At 68.6% G+C, this 15,626-nt stretch carries 13 protein-coding genes; all 13 read right to left on the bottom strand.

Going from position 1 to position 15,626, the window contains the following annotated elements; all coding sequences use genetic code 11:
- Positions 1-58 precede the first annotated feature (58 nt).
- The 13 genes from nuoN to ACIBK4_RS00695 are packed head-to-tail and all read right to left on the bottom strand — an operon-like array spanning position 59 to position 15,615.
- Positions 59-1,717, bottom strand: coding sequence for an NADH-quinone oxidoreductase subunit NuoN (gene nuoN / locus ACIBK4_RS00755; RefSeq protein ID WP_398990813.1), 1,659 nt, complete (start codon positions 1,715-1,717; stop codon positions 59-61).
- Positions 1,714-3,285: an NADH-quinone oxidoreductase subunit M gene (locus ACIBK4_RS00750; RefSeq protein WP_398990811.1), complete on the bottom strand. Its 1,572-nt coding sequence runs from the start codon at positions 3,283-3,285 to the stop codon at positions 1,714-1,716. Before ACIBK4_RS00750 ends, nuoN begins: the two co-directional genes overlap by 4 nt.
- A 5-nt stretch (positions 3,286-3,290) precedes the next feature.
- On the bottom strand, positions 3,291-5,186 hold the full coding sequence (nuoL, locus tag ACIBK4_RS00745) for an NADH-quinone oxidoreductase subunit L (protein WP_398990809.1): 1,896 nt from the start codon (positions 5,184-5,186) through the stop codon (positions 3,291-3,293).
- Positions 5,187-5,200: 14 nt separating this feature from the next.
- The gene (gene nuoK, locus ACIBK4_RS00740) at positions 5,201-5,500 is read right to left on the bottom strand and encodes an NADH-quinone oxidoreductase subunit NuoK (protein ID WP_016437642.1); all 300 of its coding nucleotides are present in this window, start codon (positions 5,498-5,500) and stop codon (positions 5,201-5,203) included.
- A complete protein-coding gene (locus ACIBK4_RS00735) occupies positions 5,497-6,342 on the bottom strand; it encodes an NADH-quinone oxidoreductase subunit J (RefSeq protein WP_398990806.1) in 846 nt (281 codons plus the stop codon). The genes nuoK and ACIBK4_RS00735 overlap by 4 nt, the downstream gene beginning before the upstream one ends.
- Positions 6,339-6,950, bottom strand: a complete 612-nt coding sequence (nuoI, locus tag ACIBK4_RS00730) for an NADH-quinone oxidoreductase subunit NuoI (protein ID WP_398990804.1) — start codon at positions 6,948-6,950, stop codon at positions 6,339-6,341. Before nuoI ends, ACIBK4_RS00735 begins: the two co-directional genes overlap by 4 nt.
- Positions 6,943-8,313 (bottom strand): NADH-quinone oxidoreductase subunit NuoH, encoded by a 1,371-nt coding sequence (gene nuoH, locus ACIBK4_RS00725; protein ID WP_398990802.1) that lies wholly within the window; start codon positions 8,311-8,313, stop codon positions 6,943-6,945. The genes nuoI and nuoH overlap by 8 nt, the downstream gene beginning before the upstream one ends.
- Positions 8,310-10,814, bottom strand: a complete 2,505-nt coding sequence (locus ACIBK4_RS00720) for an NADH-quinone oxidoreductase subunit G (protein WP_398990800.1) — start codon at positions 10,812-10,814, stop codon at positions 8,310-8,312. The genes nuoH and ACIBK4_RS00720 overlap by 4 nt, the downstream gene beginning before the upstream one ends.
- Positions 10,811-12,157, bottom strand: coding sequence for an NADH-quinone oxidoreductase subunit NuoF (nuoF, locus tag ACIBK4_RS00715; protein WP_398990798.1), 1,347 nt, complete (start codon positions 12,155-12,157; stop codon positions 10,811-10,813). The genes ACIBK4_RS00720 and nuoF overlap by 4 nt, the downstream gene beginning before the upstream one ends.
- Complete coding sequence (gene nuoE / locus ACIBK4_RS00710; protein WP_398990796.1) at positions 12,157-13,008, bottom strand: NADH-quinone oxidoreductase subunit NuoE; 852 nt, start codon at positions 13,006-13,008, stop codon at positions 12,157-12,159. The genes nuoF and nuoE overlap by 1 nt, the downstream gene beginning before the upstream one ends.
- A complete protein-coding gene (locus tag ACIBK4_RS00705) occupies positions 13,005-14,327 on the bottom strand; it encodes an NADH-quinone oxidoreductase subunit D (protein WP_327402075.1) in 1,323 nt (440 codons plus the stop codon). The genes nuoE and ACIBK4_RS00705 overlap by 4 nt, the downstream gene beginning before the upstream one ends.
- Positions 14,324-15,064, bottom strand: a complete 741-nt coding sequence (locus ACIBK4_RS00700; protein WP_398990794.1) for an NADH-quinone oxidoreductase subunit C — start codon at positions 15,062-15,064, stop codon at positions 14,324-14,326. The genes ACIBK4_RS00705 and ACIBK4_RS00700 overlap by 4 nt, the downstream gene beginning before the upstream one ends.
- Positions 15,061-15,615 (bottom strand): NADH-quinone oxidoreductase subunit B family protein, encoded by a 555-nt coding sequence (locus tag ACIBK4_RS00695; RefSeq protein WP_023547484.1) that lies wholly within the window; start codon positions 15,613-15,615, stop codon positions 15,061-15,063. Before ACIBK4_RS00695 ends, ACIBK4_RS00700 begins: the two co-directional genes overlap by 4 nt.
- Positions 15,616-15,626: the final 11 nt, after the last annotated feature.

Below are 15,626 nucleotides of genomic sequence, written 5' to 3'. Positions count from 1 at the left end.
CGGCACACACGCGAAGGCCCCGGCTCCCGCGAAGGGAACCGGGGCCTTCGGCCTGCGTTCAGCGCACGAACACCCCGGCCTGGTTCGCCAGGTCCAGGAAGTACTGCGGGGCCACACCGAGGACGAGCGTGGCCGCCACGGCCACCCCGATCGTCGCCATGGTCAGCAGGGACGGCACCGCGACAGTGGGGCCGTCGGGCCTCGGCTCGCTGAAGAACATGAGCACGATCACGCGGATGTAGAAGAACGCCGCGATCGCCGAGGAGAGCACACCGACCACGACCAGCGGGGCCGCGCCACCGGCCGCCGCCGCCTTGAACACGGCGAACTTCCCGGCGAAGCCGGCCGTCAGCGGAATGCCCGCGAAGGACAGCAGGAATACGGCGAACACCGCCGCGACCAGTGGTGATCTCCGCCCGAGCCCAGCCCACTTGGACAGGTGCGTCGCCTCGCCGCCGGCGTCCCGTACGAGGGTGACGACCGCGAACGCGCCGATCGTCACGAACGAGTAGGCGCCCAGGTAGAAGAGCACCGACGAGACGCCGTCCCGGGTGGTCGCGATGACACCCGCGAGGATGAAGCCCGCGTGCGCGATCGACGAGTACGCCAGCAGCCGCTTGATGTCGGTCTGGGTGATCGCGACGATCGCGCCGCCCAGCATCGTGATGATCGCGACGCCCCACATGACGGGCCGCCAGTCCCAGCGCAGGCCCGGCAGCACGACGTAGAGGAGGCGGAGCAGCGCACCGAAGGCGGCCACCTTGGTGGCGGCGGCCATGAAGCCGGTGACCGGGGTCGGGGCGCCCTGGTAGACGTCGGGCGTCCACATGTGGAACGGGACCGCGCCGACCTTGAACAGCAGCCCCATGACGATCATCGCGCCGCCGATGAGCAGCAGCGCGTCGTTGCCCATGGTGTCCGCGAGGGCGGGGTTGATGTTGGTGATGGAGCCGTCGACGACCTGCGCGATCGTGGAGTACGACATCGAGCCCGCGTAGCCGTAGAGCAGCGCGATGCCGAACAGGGTGAACGCGGAGGCGAAGGCGCCCAGCAGGAAGTACTTGACCGCGGCCTCCTGCGACAGGAGCCGCTTGCGGCGGGCCAGGGCGCAGAGGAGGTATAGCGGGAGCGAGAAGACTTCCAGGGCCACGAAGAGGGTCAACAGGTCGTTGGCCGACGGGAAGACGAGCATTCCGGCGACCGCGAAGAGCAGGAGCGGGAAGACCTCCGTGGTGGTGAACCCGGCCTTGACCGCCGCCTTCTCGCTGTCGCTGCCGGGCACGGACGCGCCCTGCGCGGCGAACGAGTCGACCCGGGCACCATGTGCCTCGGGGTCGAGTCGGCGTTCCGCGAAGGTGAACAGGCCGACCAGTCCGGACAACAGGATCACGCCCTGTAGGAACAGGGACGGCCCGTCGACCGCGATCGCGCCCATCGCCGCGATGTGCGCCTTGGTGGTGCCGTACCCCTGGGCCGCGAGCACCACCACTGCCACGAAGCCGAGGATCAGAGCCGCGGCGGACACGAGCACCTGGGTGAGGTAGCGGGCTCTGCGCGGGACGAACGCCTCGACCAGCACCCCGATGAGCGCCGCGCCGAGGATGACCAAGGTCGGCGACAATTGCCAGTACTCGATCTTCGGGGCGTCGATCTTCGAGATCGGGTCGGCTGCGGTTGCCGCCGTTGTCCACAGGCTGTGGACGGCTGTTGCGCTCACTTGGCCGCCTCCACCGAGGGCTTGGGATCCTTCTTGTGCACGTCGGACAAGGTCTGCTTGACCGACGGGTTCACGATGTCCGTGACGGGCTTCGGGTAGACGCCCAGGAAGACCAGCAGCACGATCAGCGGGGCTACGACGACGAGTTCACGCGCGCGCAGGTCCGGCATCGAGGCGACCTCGGGCTTCACCGGGCCGGTCATCGTCCGCTGGTAGAGGACGAGGGTGTACAGCGCGGCGAGGACGATGCCGAAGGTGGCGATGATCCCGATCGCCGGGTAGCGCGAGAACGTGCCGACCAGCACCAGGAACTCACTCACGAAGGGCGCGAGTCCCGGCAGCGACAGCGTGGCCAGACCGCCGATCAGGAAGGTGCCCGCGAGCACCGGGGCGACTTTCTGCACCCCTCCGTAGTCGGCGATCAGACGCGAGCCGCGCCGCGAGATCAGGAACCCGGCGACGAGCATCAACGCGGCCGTGGAAATACCGTGGTTGACCATGTAGAGCGTCGCGCCGGACTGGCCCTGGCTGGTCATCGCGAAGATGCCCAGGATGATGAACCCGAAGTGCGAGATCGACGCGTACGCCACCAGCCGCTTGATGTCCCGCTGCCCGACCGCGAGCAGCGCGCCGTAGATGATGCTGATCACGGCGAGGACCAGGATCACGGGCGTCGCCCACTTGCTGGCGTTCGGGAACAGCTGGAGGCAGAAGCGGAGCATCGCGAAGGTGCCGACCTTGTCGACAACCGCCGTGATCAGTACGGCAACTGGTGCCGTCGCCTCGCCCATCGCGTTGGGCAGCCAGGTGTGCAGCGGCCACAGGGGCGCCTTCACCGCGAAGGCGAAGAAGAAGCCCAGGAACAGCCAGCGTTCGGTGTTGGTCGCCATGTGCAGCGAACCGTTGGCCCGCGCCTGCGCGATCTCCGCGAGCGAGAAGTTCCCGGCCACTACGTAGAGGCCGATCACGGCCGCCAGCATGATGAGCCCGCCGACCAGGTTGTAGAGCAGGAACTTGACGGCGGCGTACGACCGTTGGGTGGCCGCCGCCTCGTCGCCGTGCTCGTGCGCGCTGTCCCCGAAGCCGCCGATGAGGAAGTACATCGGGATCAGCATGGCTTCGAAGAAGATGTAGAAGAGGAAGACGTCGGTGGCCTCGAAGGAGATGATCACCATCGCCTCCACCGCAAGGATGAGAGCGAAGAAGCCCTGGGTGGGCCGCCAGCGCTTGTTGCCCGTCTCCAGGGGGTCGGCGTCGTGCCAGCCGGCCAGGATCACGAACGGGATCAGCAGGGCGGTGAGCGCGAGGAGCGCGACCGCGATGCCGTCCACGCCCAGCTCGTAGCGGACCCCGAAGGCGGCGATCCAGGCGTGGGACTCGGTGAGTTGGTAGCGGTCGCCGCCCGGGTCGAAGCGCACCAGGACGGTGACGGCCAGCGCGAGCGTCGCCAGCGAGACCAGCAGCGCCAGCCATTTCGCGGCAGTGCGCCGGGCGGCCGGGACGGCGGCCGTGGCCACCGCCCCGAGGGCCGGAAGCACCGCCGTCGCTGTCAGGAGGGGAAAGGACATCGGTATCAGACCGCCCTCATCAGCAGGGTCGCGGCGACGAGGATGGCCGCACCGCCGAACATCGAGACCGCGTACGACCGCGCATAGCCGTTCTGCAGCTTGCGCAGCCTTCCGGAGAGGCCGCCCATGGAGGCCGCCGTGCCGTTGACGACGCCGTCGACCAGGGTGTGGTCGACGTAGACCAGGGAGCGGGTGAGGTGCTCGCCGCCGCGCACCAGGACGACGTGGTTGAAGTCGTCCTGGAGGAGGTCGCGGCGGGCGGCCCGGGTGAGCAGCGACCCGCGCGGGGCGACGGCCGGGACCGGCTTGCGCCCGTACTGCGCCCAGGCGATCGCGACGCCGATGATCAGCACCACCATGGTGGCCAGGGTGACCGTCAGGGCGCTGACCGGGGAGTTGCCCTCCTCGTGGCCGGTGATGGGCTCCAGCCAGTGCAGGAAGCGGTCACCGATGCCGAAGATGCCGCCGGCGAAGACCGATCCGAAGGCCAGTACGATCATCGGGATCGTCATCGTCTTCGGGGACTCGTGCGGGTGCGGCTCGTTGCCGTTCTCGTCGGGCTGCCAGCGCTTCTCCCCGAAGAAGGTCATCAGCATCACGCGCGTCATGTAGAACGCCGTGATGGCCGCGCCCAGCAGGGCCGCGCCGCCGAGGATCCAGCCCTCGGTGCCGCCCTTGGCGAAGGCCGCCTCGATGATCTTGTCCTTGGAGAAGAAGCCGGACAGGCCCGGGAAGCCGATGATGGCGAGGTAGCCAAGGCCGAAGGTGATGAAGGTGACCGGCATGTACTTCCGGAGGCCGCCGTACTTGCGCATGTCGACCTCGTCGTTCATGCCGTGCATGACCGAACCGGCGCCGAGGAAGAGCCCGGCCTTGAAGAAGCCGTGCGTCACCAGGTGCATGATCGCGAAGACGTAGCCGATGGGGCCGAGGCCCGCGGCGAGCACCATGTAGCCGATCTGCGACATGGTCGAGCCGGCGAGTGCCTTCTTGATGTCGTCCTTCGCGCAACCGACGATCGCACCGAAGAGGAGCGTGACGGCTCCGACGACGGTGACCACCAGTTGTGCGTTCGGGGCCGCGTTGAAGATCGCTCCGGAGCGGACGATCAGGTACACGCCGGCGGTGACCATGGTCGCCGCGTGGATGAGGGCCGAGACCGGGGTCGGGCCCTCCATCGCGTCGCCGAGCCAGGACTGCAGCGGCACCTGGGCGGACTTGCCGCAGGCGGCGAGCAGCAGCATCAGGGCGATGCCCGTGAGCTTGCCCTCGGAGGCGTCACCGACGTGGCTGAGGACCGGGCCGAAGGCGAAGGTCCCGAAGGTCGTGAACATCAGCATGATGGCGATCGACAGGCCCATGTCGCCGACCCGGTTGACCAGGAAGGCCTTCTTCGCGGCGGTGGCCGCGCTGGGCTTGTGCTGCCAGAAGCCGATCAGCAGGTAGGAGGCGAGACCGACGCCCTCCCAACCGACGTACAGCAGAAGGTAGTTGTCGGCGAGGACGAGGATCAGCATCGCCGCGAGGAACAGGTTCAGATAGCCGAAGAAGCGGCGGCGGCGCTCGTCGTGCTCCATGTACCCGACCGAGTACAGGTGGATGAGCGAGCCGACACCGGTGATCAGCAGGACGAAGGTCATCGACAGCTGGTCGAGGCGGAAGGTGACGTCCGCCTGGAAGCCCTCGACGGGGACCCAGGTCCACAGGTGCTGCATGAGCGTCCGGTGCTCGGCGTTCTTCCCCAGCAGGTCGGTGAAGAGGACGACACCGATCACGAAGGAGGCGGACGACAGGATCGTGCCGATCCAGTGGCCGACGGCATCGAGCCGCCGGCCGCCGCACAGCAGGACGACCGCTCCGAGCAGAGGCGCCGCTACCAGCAGCGCAATCAGGTTCTCCACGATTCAGCGACCCCTCAGAGCTTCATCAGGCTGGCGTCGTCGACCGAGGCCGAGTGGCGGGAACGGAACAGCGACACGATGATCGCGAGCCCGACCACGACCTCCGCGGCGGCGACGACCATCGTGAAGAAGGCGATGACCTGACCGTCGAGGTTGCCGTGCATCCGGGAGAAGGTGACGAACGCGAGGTTGCAGGCGTTGAGCATCAGCTCGATGCACATGAACACGACGATCGCGTTCCGCCTGATCAGCACGCCGGTGGCGCCGATCGTGAACAACAGGGCGGAGAGATAGAGGTAGTTGACGGGGTTCACTTCGACGCCTCCTCGGTCCGCTTGAGGTTCGCCGGCTCGATCTCGGTGCGCTCCAGGCGCTCCTCGGCGCGCTGCTCCAGGGCCCGCAGGTCGCCCAGCGCCTCACTGGACACGTCGCGGATCTGACCGCGGTCACGGAGCGTCTTGCTGACCGTGAGCTCGGACGGGGTGCCGTCGGGCAGCAGGCCCGCGATGTCCACCGCGTTGTGCCGGGCGTAGACGCCGGGGGCGGGGAGCGGCGGGACGTGCTTGCCCTCGCGGACGCGCTGCTCGGACAGCTCGCGCTGGGTCTTGGGCCGCTCGGTGCGCTCGCGGTGCGTGAGCACCATGGCGCCGACGGCGGCCGTGATCAGCAGGGCGCCGGTGATTTCGAAGGCGAACACGTACTTCGTGAAGATGAGGGCGGCCAGGCCCTCCACGTTGCCGTTGGCGTTGGCCGTGCTCAGGCCGTCGAACTGGGTGAGCGAGGCGTTGCCGATGCCCGCGAGCAGCAGGATGCCGAAGCCGAGCCCACAGAGAAGGGCCAGCCAGCGCTGGCCCTTGATGGTCTCCGTCAGGGAGTCGGCGGCCGTGACGCCGACCAGCATCACCACGAAGAGGAACAGCATCATGATCGCGCCCGTGTAGACGACGATCTGCACGATGCCCAGGAAGTAGGCGCCGTTGGCGAGGTAGAACACCGCCAGGATGATCATGGTCCCGGCGAGGGAGAGCGCGCTGTGCACCGCCCTCCGCATGAGGACGGTGGACAGGGCGCCGATCACCGCGACCGTGCCGAGGACCCAGAACTGGAAGGCCTCGCCGGTGGAGGTGGAGTAGGCGGCGGCGAGCTGCGCGCTCATGCCTCCACCCCCTCTTCGGTGGGCTTCTCGCCCTTGGAGACGGCGACTTGGGGCACCGTGCCGGGCGCGGCCTCCGTCACCAGGCCCCGGTAGTAGTCCTGTTCGTCCATCCCCGGGTAGATGGCGTGCGGGCTGTCGACCATGGTGTCTTCGAGGCCGGCCAGCAGCTGTTCCTTGGTGTAGATGAGGTTCGCGCGGCTGGTGTCGGCCAGCTCGAACTCGTTGGTCATCGTCAACGCGCGCGTGGGGCACGCCTCGATGCACAGGCCGCACAGGATGCAGCGGGCGTAGTTGATCTGGTAGACGCGGCCGTACCGCTCGCCCGGCGAGTAGCGCTCCTCGTCGGTGTTGTCGGCGCCCTCCACATAGATGGCGTCGGCGGGGCAGGCCCAGGCGCACAGCTCGCAGCCGACGCACTTCTCCAGGCCGTCCGGATGGCGGTTGAGCTGGTGCCGTCCGTGGAACCGGGGGGCGGTGGTCTTCTCCTGCTCCGGGTACTGCTCGGTCAGCCGCTTCTTGAACATGGCCTTGAAGGTCACGCCGAAGCCGGCCACGGGGTTCTGGAAGCCAGGCTTCGTCTGCCCGGTCTCCTTTGGCTCCTCAGCCATCGGACGCCTCCTTTCCATCCAGAGATCCGTCACTGCCAGTGTCCGGTCCACCACTGACAATCAACTCCCGCTCGCGGCGCGAGGGGCGCCGCGGCACCGGAGGCAACTCCTGTCCCGGCAGCGGCGGTACGGGGAATCCGCCCGCCATCGCGTCGAACCCGGCGGGTTCCTCGGCGGCCCGCGCGTCCTCGTTCGCCTTCTGGCGGAACATGTCCGCGATGAAGGACAGCAACAGCAGGACGAGCACACCGCCGCCCACGTAGAGGGCGATGTCGGCGAAGTCGTAGTTCTCGTTCTTCAGGGTCCGCACGGTCGCGACGAGCATCAGCCAGACGACGGAGACCGGGATGAGGACCTTCCAGCCGAGCTTCATCAACTGGTCGTAGCGCACGCGCGGGAGGGTGCCGCGGAGCCAGATGAAGAAGAACAGCAGCAGCTGGACCTTGACGACGAACCAGAGCATCGGCCACCAGCCGTGGTTCGCGCCCTCCCAGAAGGAGCTGATCGGCCACGGGGCCCGCCAGCCGCCCAGGAAGAGCGTGGTCGACACCGCGGAGACCGTCACCATGTTCACGTACTCGGCGAGCATGAAGAGCGCGAACTTGATGGACGAGTACTCGGTGTTGAAGCCGCCGACCAGGTCGCCCTCGGACTCCGGCATGTCGAAGGGGGCGCGGTTGGTCTCGCCGACCATCGTGATGATGTAGATGATGAAGGAGACCGGCAGCAGGATGATGTACCAGCGGTCGTGCTGTTGTTCAACGATCGTCGACGTGGACATCGACCCGGAGTAGAGGAACACCGAGGCGAACGCCGCGCCCATCGCGATCTCGTAGGAGATCATCTGCGCGCAGGAGCGCAGACCGCCGAGCAGCGGGTAGGTGGAGCCGGAGCTCCAGCCGGCGAGGACGATGCCGTAGATGCCGACCGAGGCGACCGCGAGGATGTAGAGCATCGCGATCGGGAGGTCGGTGAGCTGCATCGTGGTGCGGTGGCCGAAGATCGACACCTCGTTGTCGGCGGGCCCGAAGGGGATCACCGCGATCGCCATGAAGGCCGGGATGGCCGCGATGATCGGCGCGAGGATGTAGATCACCTTGTCCGCGCGCTTGACGATCAGGTCTTCCTTGAGCATCAGCTTCACGCCGTCGGCGAGCGACTGGAGCATGCCCCAGGGGCCGTGCCGGTTGGGGCCGATGCGCAGCTGCATCCAGGCGACGACCTTGCGTTCCCAGACGATCGAGAACAGCACGGTGATCATCAGGAACGCGAAGCAGAACACCGCTTTGACGACGACCAGCCACCAGGGGTCGCGGCCGAACATCGAGAGGTCTTCGGCAGCGAGGTACGGGTACGGGCTCATGCCTCCACCTCCTTGGGGGCCTCGCCCGTGAGCGTGGCCGGGCCGATGCGGACGAGTGCGCCGGGCAGCGCCCCGGTGTCGGAGGCGACGCCCCGGCCGACGGAGTTCAGCGGGAGCCAGACCACGCGGTCGGGCATCTCGGTGATCAGCAGCGGGAGTTCGACGGTTCCGGAGGTGCCGGTCACGGCGAGCGCGTCGCCCTCCTTGACGCCCGCCTCGGCGGCCGTGGCGGCCGACACGCGCGCGTGGGCGGCGTGCCGGGTGCCGGCGAGTGCTTCGTCGCCCTCCTGGAGCGCGCCCTGGTCGAGCAGCAGCCGGTGCCCGGCGAGCACGGCCTCCCCGGCGGCCGGCCGGGGCAGCACGCCCGCGGTCTCCAGCGGATCGCTGGCCCGCGGCCCGTCCCAGGCCCCGAGCCGGTCCAACTCCGCGCGCGTGGTGCGCAGATCGGGCAGACCCAGGTGTACGTCCATGGCGTCGGCCAGCATGTGCAGCACGCGCGCGTCCGTGGGAGCGAGGGTGCGGGTCATCTGGTCGGGCTTGAGCGCCGCGTCGAAGAAGCGGACCCGGCCCTCCCAGTTGAGGAAGGCGCCCGCCTTCTCGACGACCGCAGCGACCGGGAGGACGACATCCGCGTGCTCGGTGACCTCGCTGGGCCGCAGTTCGAGCGACACCAGGAAGCCCACTTCGTGCAGTGCCGCACGCGTGCGTGCCGGATCGGGCAGATCACCCGGCTCCACACCGGCGACGAGCAGCGCCCGGAGTTCACCACCGGCGGCGGCCTCGACGATCTGGCCGGCGTCGCGGCCGTAGCGGTGCGGGAGTTCGGCGACGCCCCAGGCGACGGCGACCTCCTCACGCGCGCGTGGGTCGGTGGCCGGACGCCCGCCCGGCAGCAGCGACGGCAGCGCGCCCGCCTCGATCGCACCCCGCTCCCCGGCCCGGCGCGGAATCCACACCAGCCGGGATCCGGTCGCGAAAGCGGCCCGTACGGCGGCGGTCAGGCCCCCGGCGACGGCGGCCAGCCGTTCGCCTACGACGATCACCGCGCCCTCGGTGCGCAGCGCCTCGGAGGCGGTGGCGCCGTCATCCTCAAGACCGACCCCGCTGGCGAGCGCGTCGAGCCACTCGGTCTCGGTGCCGGGAGCGGCCGGCAGCAGGACGCCACCCGCCTTCTCCAGTCCGCGCGTGGCATGAGTGGCGAGCGAGAACACCCGCTGCCCGTGCTTGCGCGAGGCCTTGCGCAGCCGCAGGAAGACGCCGGGCGCCTCCTCCTCGGACTCGAACCCGACCAGCAAGACGGCGGGCGCCTTCTCCAGGGAGGTGTACGTGACGCCGTTGCCGTCGAGGTCCCGGCCGCGGCCCGCGACCCGGGCGGCCAGGAAGTCGGCCTCCTCGCTGCTGTGCACGCGCGCGCGGAAGTCGATGTCGTTGGTGTCGAGCGCCACGCGCGCGAACTTGCTGTACGCGTAGGCGTCCTCGATGGTGAGGCGGCCGCCGGTCAGCACACCGGTACGGCCGCGCGCCGCCGACAGGCCCTGGGCGGCGGCCTCCAGGGCCTCCGGCCAGGACGCGGGCTCCAGGACACCGTCCGCGTTGCGCACCAGCGGCGTCTGCAGCCGGTCGCGCTGCTGCGCGTACCGGAAGCCGAAGCGCCCCTTGTCGCAGACCCACTCCTCGTTGACCTCGGGGTCAACGGCCGCCAGGCGCCGCATGACCTTGCCGCGCCGGTGGTCGGTGCGCGTCGCGCAGCCCCCGGCGCAGTGCTCGCACACCGACGGCGTGGAGACCAGGTCGAAGGGGCGGGAGCGGAATCGGTACGCCGCCGAGGTCAGCGCGCCCACCGGGCAGATCTGGATGGTGTTCCCGGAGAAGTACGACTCGAAGGGGTCGCCCTCACCGGTGCCGATCTGCTGGAGCGCGCCCCGCTCGACCATCTCGATCATCGGGTCGCCCGCGATCTGGTTGGAGAAGCGGGTGCAGCGCGCGCACAGCACGCACCGCTCGCGGTCCAGCAGCACCTGGGTGGAGATCGGGACGGGCTTCTCGTAGGTCCGCTTCCGGCCCTCGAAGCGGGACTCGGCGTTGCCGTGGGACATCGCCTGGTTCTGCAGGGGGCACTCGCCGCCCTTGTCGCAGACCGGGCAGTCCAGCGGGTGGTTGATGAGGAGCAGCTCCATCACACCGTGCTGGGCCTTCTCGGCCACGGGCGAGCTGAGTTGGGTCTTGACGACCATGCCGTCCGTGCACGTGATCGTGCAGGACGCCATCGGCTTGCGCTGGCCCTCGACCTCGACGATGCACTGGCGGCAGGCGCCGACCGGGTCGAGGAGGGGATGGTCGCAGAACCGGGGGACCTCGATGCCGAGTTGCTCGGCGGCGCGGATGACCAGGGTGCCCTTGGGCACGCTGATCTCGGCGCCGTCGATCGTCAGCGAGACGAGATCCTCGCGCGGGACCGCCGCCTCCCCTCCACCGGAGGGAGCGCTTGTGGTCACCGTCATGCGTTCACCTCCGTGCGGTCGGCCCAGGCCGTGGACTTGGCCGGGTCGAAGGGGCAGCCCCGGCCCGTGATGTGCTGCTCGTACTCCTCGCGGAAATACTTGAGCGAGGAGAAGATCGGCGAGGCGGCGCCGTCGCCGAGGGCGCAGAAGGACTTGCCGTTGATGTTGTCGGCGATGTCGTTCAGCTTGTCGAGGTCGGACATCGAGCCCTTGCCGGCCTCGATGTCGCGCAGCAACTGCACGAGCCAGTACGTCCCTTCGCGGCACGGCGTGCACTTGCCGCAGGACTCGTGGGCGTAGAACTCGGTCCAGCGGGTGACGGCACGCACGACGCAGGTCGTCTCGTCGAAACACTGCAGAGCCTTGGTGCCGAGCATGGAACCCGCGGCGCCGACTCCTTCGTAGTCGAGAGGGACGTCGAGGTGCTCGTCGGTGAACATCGGCGTGGAAGACCCGCCCGGCGTCCAGAACTTGAGGCGATGTCCGGCCCGGATTCCGCCGCTCATGTCGAGCAGCTGACGGAGGGTGATGCCGAGCGGTGCCTCGTACTGGCCGGGGCTGGTGACATGGCCGCTGAGCGAGTAGAGCGTGAAGCCCGGGGACTTCTCGCTGCCCATCGACCTGAACCATTCCTTGCCTTTTTGCAGAATGGCGGGAACTGACGCGATCGACTCGACGTTATTCACAACAGTCGGGCACGCATAGAGGCCCGCGACCGCAGGGAAAGGGGGACGGAGCCGCGGTTGACCACGGCGGCCTTCGAGCGAGTCGAGCAGTGCGGTCTCCTCACCGCAGATGTACGCGCCCGCACCCGCGTGCACGGTGACCTGGAGGTCGAGCCCGCTGCCCAGGATGTTCTCGCCGAGGTAGCCGGCCGCGTAGGCCTCGCGCACGGCCTCGTGCAACCGCCGCAGAACAGGGACGACTTCACCACGCAGATAGATGAAGGCATGCGACGACCTGATGGCATAACACGCGATGACAATGCCCTCGATGAGGCTATGCGGGTTGGCGAACAGGAGCGGGATGTCCTTACAGGTCCCGGGCTCCGACTCGTCGGCGTTGACAACTAGATAGTGTGGTTTTCCATCCCCTTGGGGAATGAATTGCCATTTCATTCCGGTGGGGAAGCCGGCGCCACCGCGACCGCGCAGGCCGGAGTCCTTCACATACGCGATGAGGTCGTCCGGCGACATGGCGAGCGCCTTGCGGAGCCCCTCGTATCCCTCGTGCCTTCGGTACGTGTCCAGAGTCCAGGACTCGTCCTCGTCCCAGAAGGCCGACAGCACGGGTGCGAGCAGCTTCTCGGGGCTGTGGTCTTTCAGTTCGGGTGCCAAGGTCATCACTCCCCCTCCTCGGCGACAGGCCCCGCCGGGTGGGCGGGGTCGGAGGCCGACGTGTCCTGCGGCGCATCGTGCGAACTGAGGTGCTCGGTCGTCGGCGAGGAGTCCTGCGGAGCACCGGAGCCCCGCGGATGGACCACGCGCGCGGGTCCGGTCTCTCCCCTGGCCAGGCGGAGGCCCACCAGCGACGCGGGTCCCGCACCGCCGCTCGCCTCGACGGCCCCTGGCCGCTCGTCGGGGAAGCCGGCGAGGATCCGCGCGGTCTCCTTGAAGGTGCACATCGGCGCCCCGCGCGTGGGCTCCACCGGAGCGCCCGTGCGCAGGTCGTCGACGAGACGGCGGGCGCTGGCCGGGGTCTGGTTGTCGAAGAACTCCCAGTTGACCATCACCACCGGCGCGAAGTCGCAGGCCGCGTTGCACTCGATGTGCTCCAGGGTGACCTTGCCGTCGTCGGTGGTCTCACCGTTGCCGACGCCCAGGTGCTCCTGGAGGGACTCGAAGATCGCGTCGCCGCCCATCACCGCGCACAGGGTGTTGGTGCAGACCCCGACCTGGTAGTCACCGCTGGGCCGGCGCCGGTACATGGAGTAGAAGGTCGCCACGGCGGCGACCTCGGCCGTCGTCAGGCCGAGCAGGTTCGCGCAGAACTGCTGTCCCGTGCGCGTGACATGACCCTCCTCCGCCTGCACGAGGTGCAGCAACGGCAGGAGGGCCGAACGGGAGTCCGGGTAGCGGGCGATGATCTCCCGCCCGTCGGCCTCCAGCCGGGCGAGGACGTCGTCCGGGTAGGCGGGCGCGGGCAGTTGGGGCATGCCCAGACTGACGCCCTGCTCCGAAGAACTGGTGGTCACCGGTCGACGCCTCCCATCACGGGGTCGATGGACGCGACGGCGACGATGACGTCGGCGACCTGGCCGCCCTCGCACATCGCCGCCATGGCCTGAAGGTTGGTGAAGGACGGGTCCCTGAAGTGGACCCGGTAGGGGCGGGTGCCTCCGTCGGACACGGCGTGCACCCCGAGTTCGCCCTTGGGCGACTCGACCGCCGCGTACGCCTGTCCCGGCGGCACGCGGAAGCCCTCGGTCACCAGCTTGAAGTGGTGGATCAGGGCCTCCATGGAGGTGCCCATGATCTGCTTGATGTGGTCGAGCGAGTTGCCCAACCCGTCCGGCCCGAGCGCGAGTTGGGCGGGCCAGGCGATCTTCTTGTCGGCGACCATGACCGGGCCGGGCTGCAGCCGGTCCAGACACTGCTCGACGATCCTCAGCGACTGGCGCATCTCCTCAAGCCGGATGAGGAAGCGGCCGTAGGAGTCGCAGGTGTCGGCGGTCGGGATGTCGAAGTCGTACGTCTCGTAGTCGCAGTACGGCTGCGCCTTGCGCAGGTCGTGCGGCAGGCCCGTGGAGCGCAGGATCGGGCCGGTGGCGCCGAGGGCCATGCAGCCGGCCAGGTCGAGGTAACCGACGTCCTGCATACGGGCCTTGAAGATGGGGTTCCCGGTGGCGAGCTTGTCGTACTCGGGGAGGTTCTTCTTCATCTTCTTCACGAACTCGCGGATCTGGTCCACCGCGCCGGGCGGCAGGTCCTGGGCGAGTCCGCCGGGGCGGATGTACGCGTGGTTCATCCGCAGGCCCGTGATGAGCTCGTAGATGTCGAGAATCATTTCACGATCGCGGAATCCGTAGATCATGATCGTGGTGGCGCCGAGTTCCATGCCGCCGGTGGCGATGCACACCAGGTGGGAGGACATCCGGTTCAGCTCCATCAGGAGCACCCGGATGATCTTCGCCCGCTCGGTGATCTGGTCCTCGACGCCGAGGAGTTTCTCGACGGCGAGACAGTAGGCGGTCTCGTTGAAGAAGGACGTCAGGTAGTCCATGCGCGTCACGAACGTGGTGCCCTGCGTCCACGTGCGGTATTCGAGGTTCTTCTCGATCCCGGTGTGCAGGTAGCCGATGCCGCAGCGGGCCTCGGTGACCGTCTCGCCGTCGATCTCCAGGATCAGGCGGAGCACACCGTGCGTGGAGGGGTGCTGGGGCCCCATGTTGACGACGATGCGCTCGTCGTCGGCCTTGGCCGCGGACTGGACGACCTCGTCCCAGTCGCCACCGGTGACCGTATATACGGTGCCCTCGGTGGTTTCCCGGGCGGATGCTGACTGCGTGCTCACGAGTACGACCTCCGCTGGTCCGGAGCCGGGATCTGGGCGCCCTTGTACTCGACGGCGATGCCGCCGAGGGGGTAGTCCTTGCGCTGCGGGTGGCCCTGCCAGTCGTCCGGCATCATGATCCGCGTCAGGGCCGGGTGACCGTCGAAGACGATCCCGAAGAAGTCGTACGTCTCGCGCTCGTGCCAGTCGTTGGTCGGATAGACCGCGACCAGCGACGGGATGTGCGGATCGCTGTCCGGGGCGCTGACTTCGAGGCGGATCAGCCGGTTGTGGGTGATCGAGCGCAGGTGGTAGACGGCGTGCAGCTCGCGGCCCTTGTCGTGCAGGTAGTGGACCGCGCTGACGCCGGTGCAGAGTTCGAAGCGCAGGGCCGGGTCGTCGCGCAGGGTCTGGGCGACGCGGACCAGGTGCTCGCGTTCGATGTGGAAGGTGAGTTCGTCGCGGTCGACGATCGTCTTCTCGATCGCGTTGCCGGGCAGCAGGCCCTGTTCCTCCAGGGCGCCCTCCAGCTCGTCGGCGACCTCGTCGAACCAGCCGCCGTAGGGCCGGCTCGCCTCGCCCGGCAGGCGGACCGAGCGGACCAGGCCGCCGTAACCGGACGTGTCACCGCCGTTGTTGGCGCCGAACATGCCGCGCTGGACGCGGATCTCCTCGCCCTCGCCGCGCGGGCTGGGGAGGTTGGAGGCGTCCGGGTCGTTCTCCGGGGCGGCTCCGTTGGTGCCGTTCGCGTCACTCACCGCAGCAGGCCCTTCATCTCGATGGTGGGCAGTGCCTTGAGCGCCGCCTCCTCCGCCTCACGGGCCGCCTCTTCGGCGTTCACGCCGAGCTTGGAGGTCTGGATCTTGTGGTGGAGTTTGAGGATCGCGTCCATCAGCATCTCGGGCCGTGGCGGACAGCCCGGGAGATAGATGTCGACCGGGACGATGTGGTCGACGCCCTGCACGATCGCGTAGTTGTTGAACATGCCGCCCGACGAGGCGCACACGCCCATGGAGATGACCCACTTGGGGTTCGGCATCTGGTCGTAGACCTGCCGCAGCACCGGCGCCATCTTCTGGCTGACCCGGCCCGCGACGATCATCAGGTCCGCCTGGCGGGGTGATCCGCGGAAGACCTCCATGCCGAAGCGGGCGAGGTCGTAGCGTCCGGCGCCGGTCGTCATCATCTCGATGGCGCAGCACGCGAGGCCGAACGTGGCCGGGAAGACGGACGCCTTGCGCACCCAGCCCGCGGCCTGCTCGACGGTCGTCAGCAGGAAACCGCTCGGCAGCTTTTCTTCGAGTCCCATGGTCTAAGGCC

The organism is Streptomyces sp. NPDC050528 (assembly GCF_044457795.1).
In the GTDB taxonomy this organism is placed as follows: domain Bacteria; phylum Actinomycetota; class Actinomycetes; order Streptomycetales; family Streptomycetaceae; genus Streptomyces.
This window is presented reverse-complemented; position numbering and strand designations above follow the sequence as displayed.

Excerpts from the sequence above, each read along its gene's own strand:
- ACIBK4_RS00695 (WP_023547484.1), bottom strand. The coding sequence starts at position 15,615 with ATGGGACTCGAAGAAAAGCTGCCGAGCGGTTTCCTGCTGACGACCGTC.
- nuoI (WP_398990804.1), bottom strand. The coding sequence starts at position 6,950 with ATGGCTGAGGAGCCAAAGGAGACCGGGCAGACGAAGCCTGGCTTCCAG.
- ACIBK4_RS00735 (WP_398990806.1), bottom strand. The coding sequence starts at position 6,342 with ATGAGCGCGCAGCTCGCCGCCGCCTACTCCACCTCCACCGGCGAGGCC.
- nuoF (WP_398990798.1), bottom strand. The coding sequence starts at position 12,157 with ATGACCTTGGCACCCGAACTGAAAGACCACAGCCCCGAGAAGCTGCTC.
- nuoH (WP_398990802.1), bottom strand. The coding sequence starts at position 8,313 with ATGAGCCCGTACCCGTACCTCGCTGCCGAAGACCTCTCGATGTTCGGC.
- ACIBK4_RS00750 (WP_398990811.1), bottom strand. The coding sequence starts at position 3,285 with ATGTCCTTTCCCCTCCTGACAGCGACGGCGGTGCTTCCGGCCCTCGGG.
- ACIBK4_RS00720 (WP_398990800.1), bottom strand. The coding sequence starts at position 10,814 with ATGACGGTGACCACAAGCGCTCCCTCCGGTGGAGGGGAGGCGGCGGTC.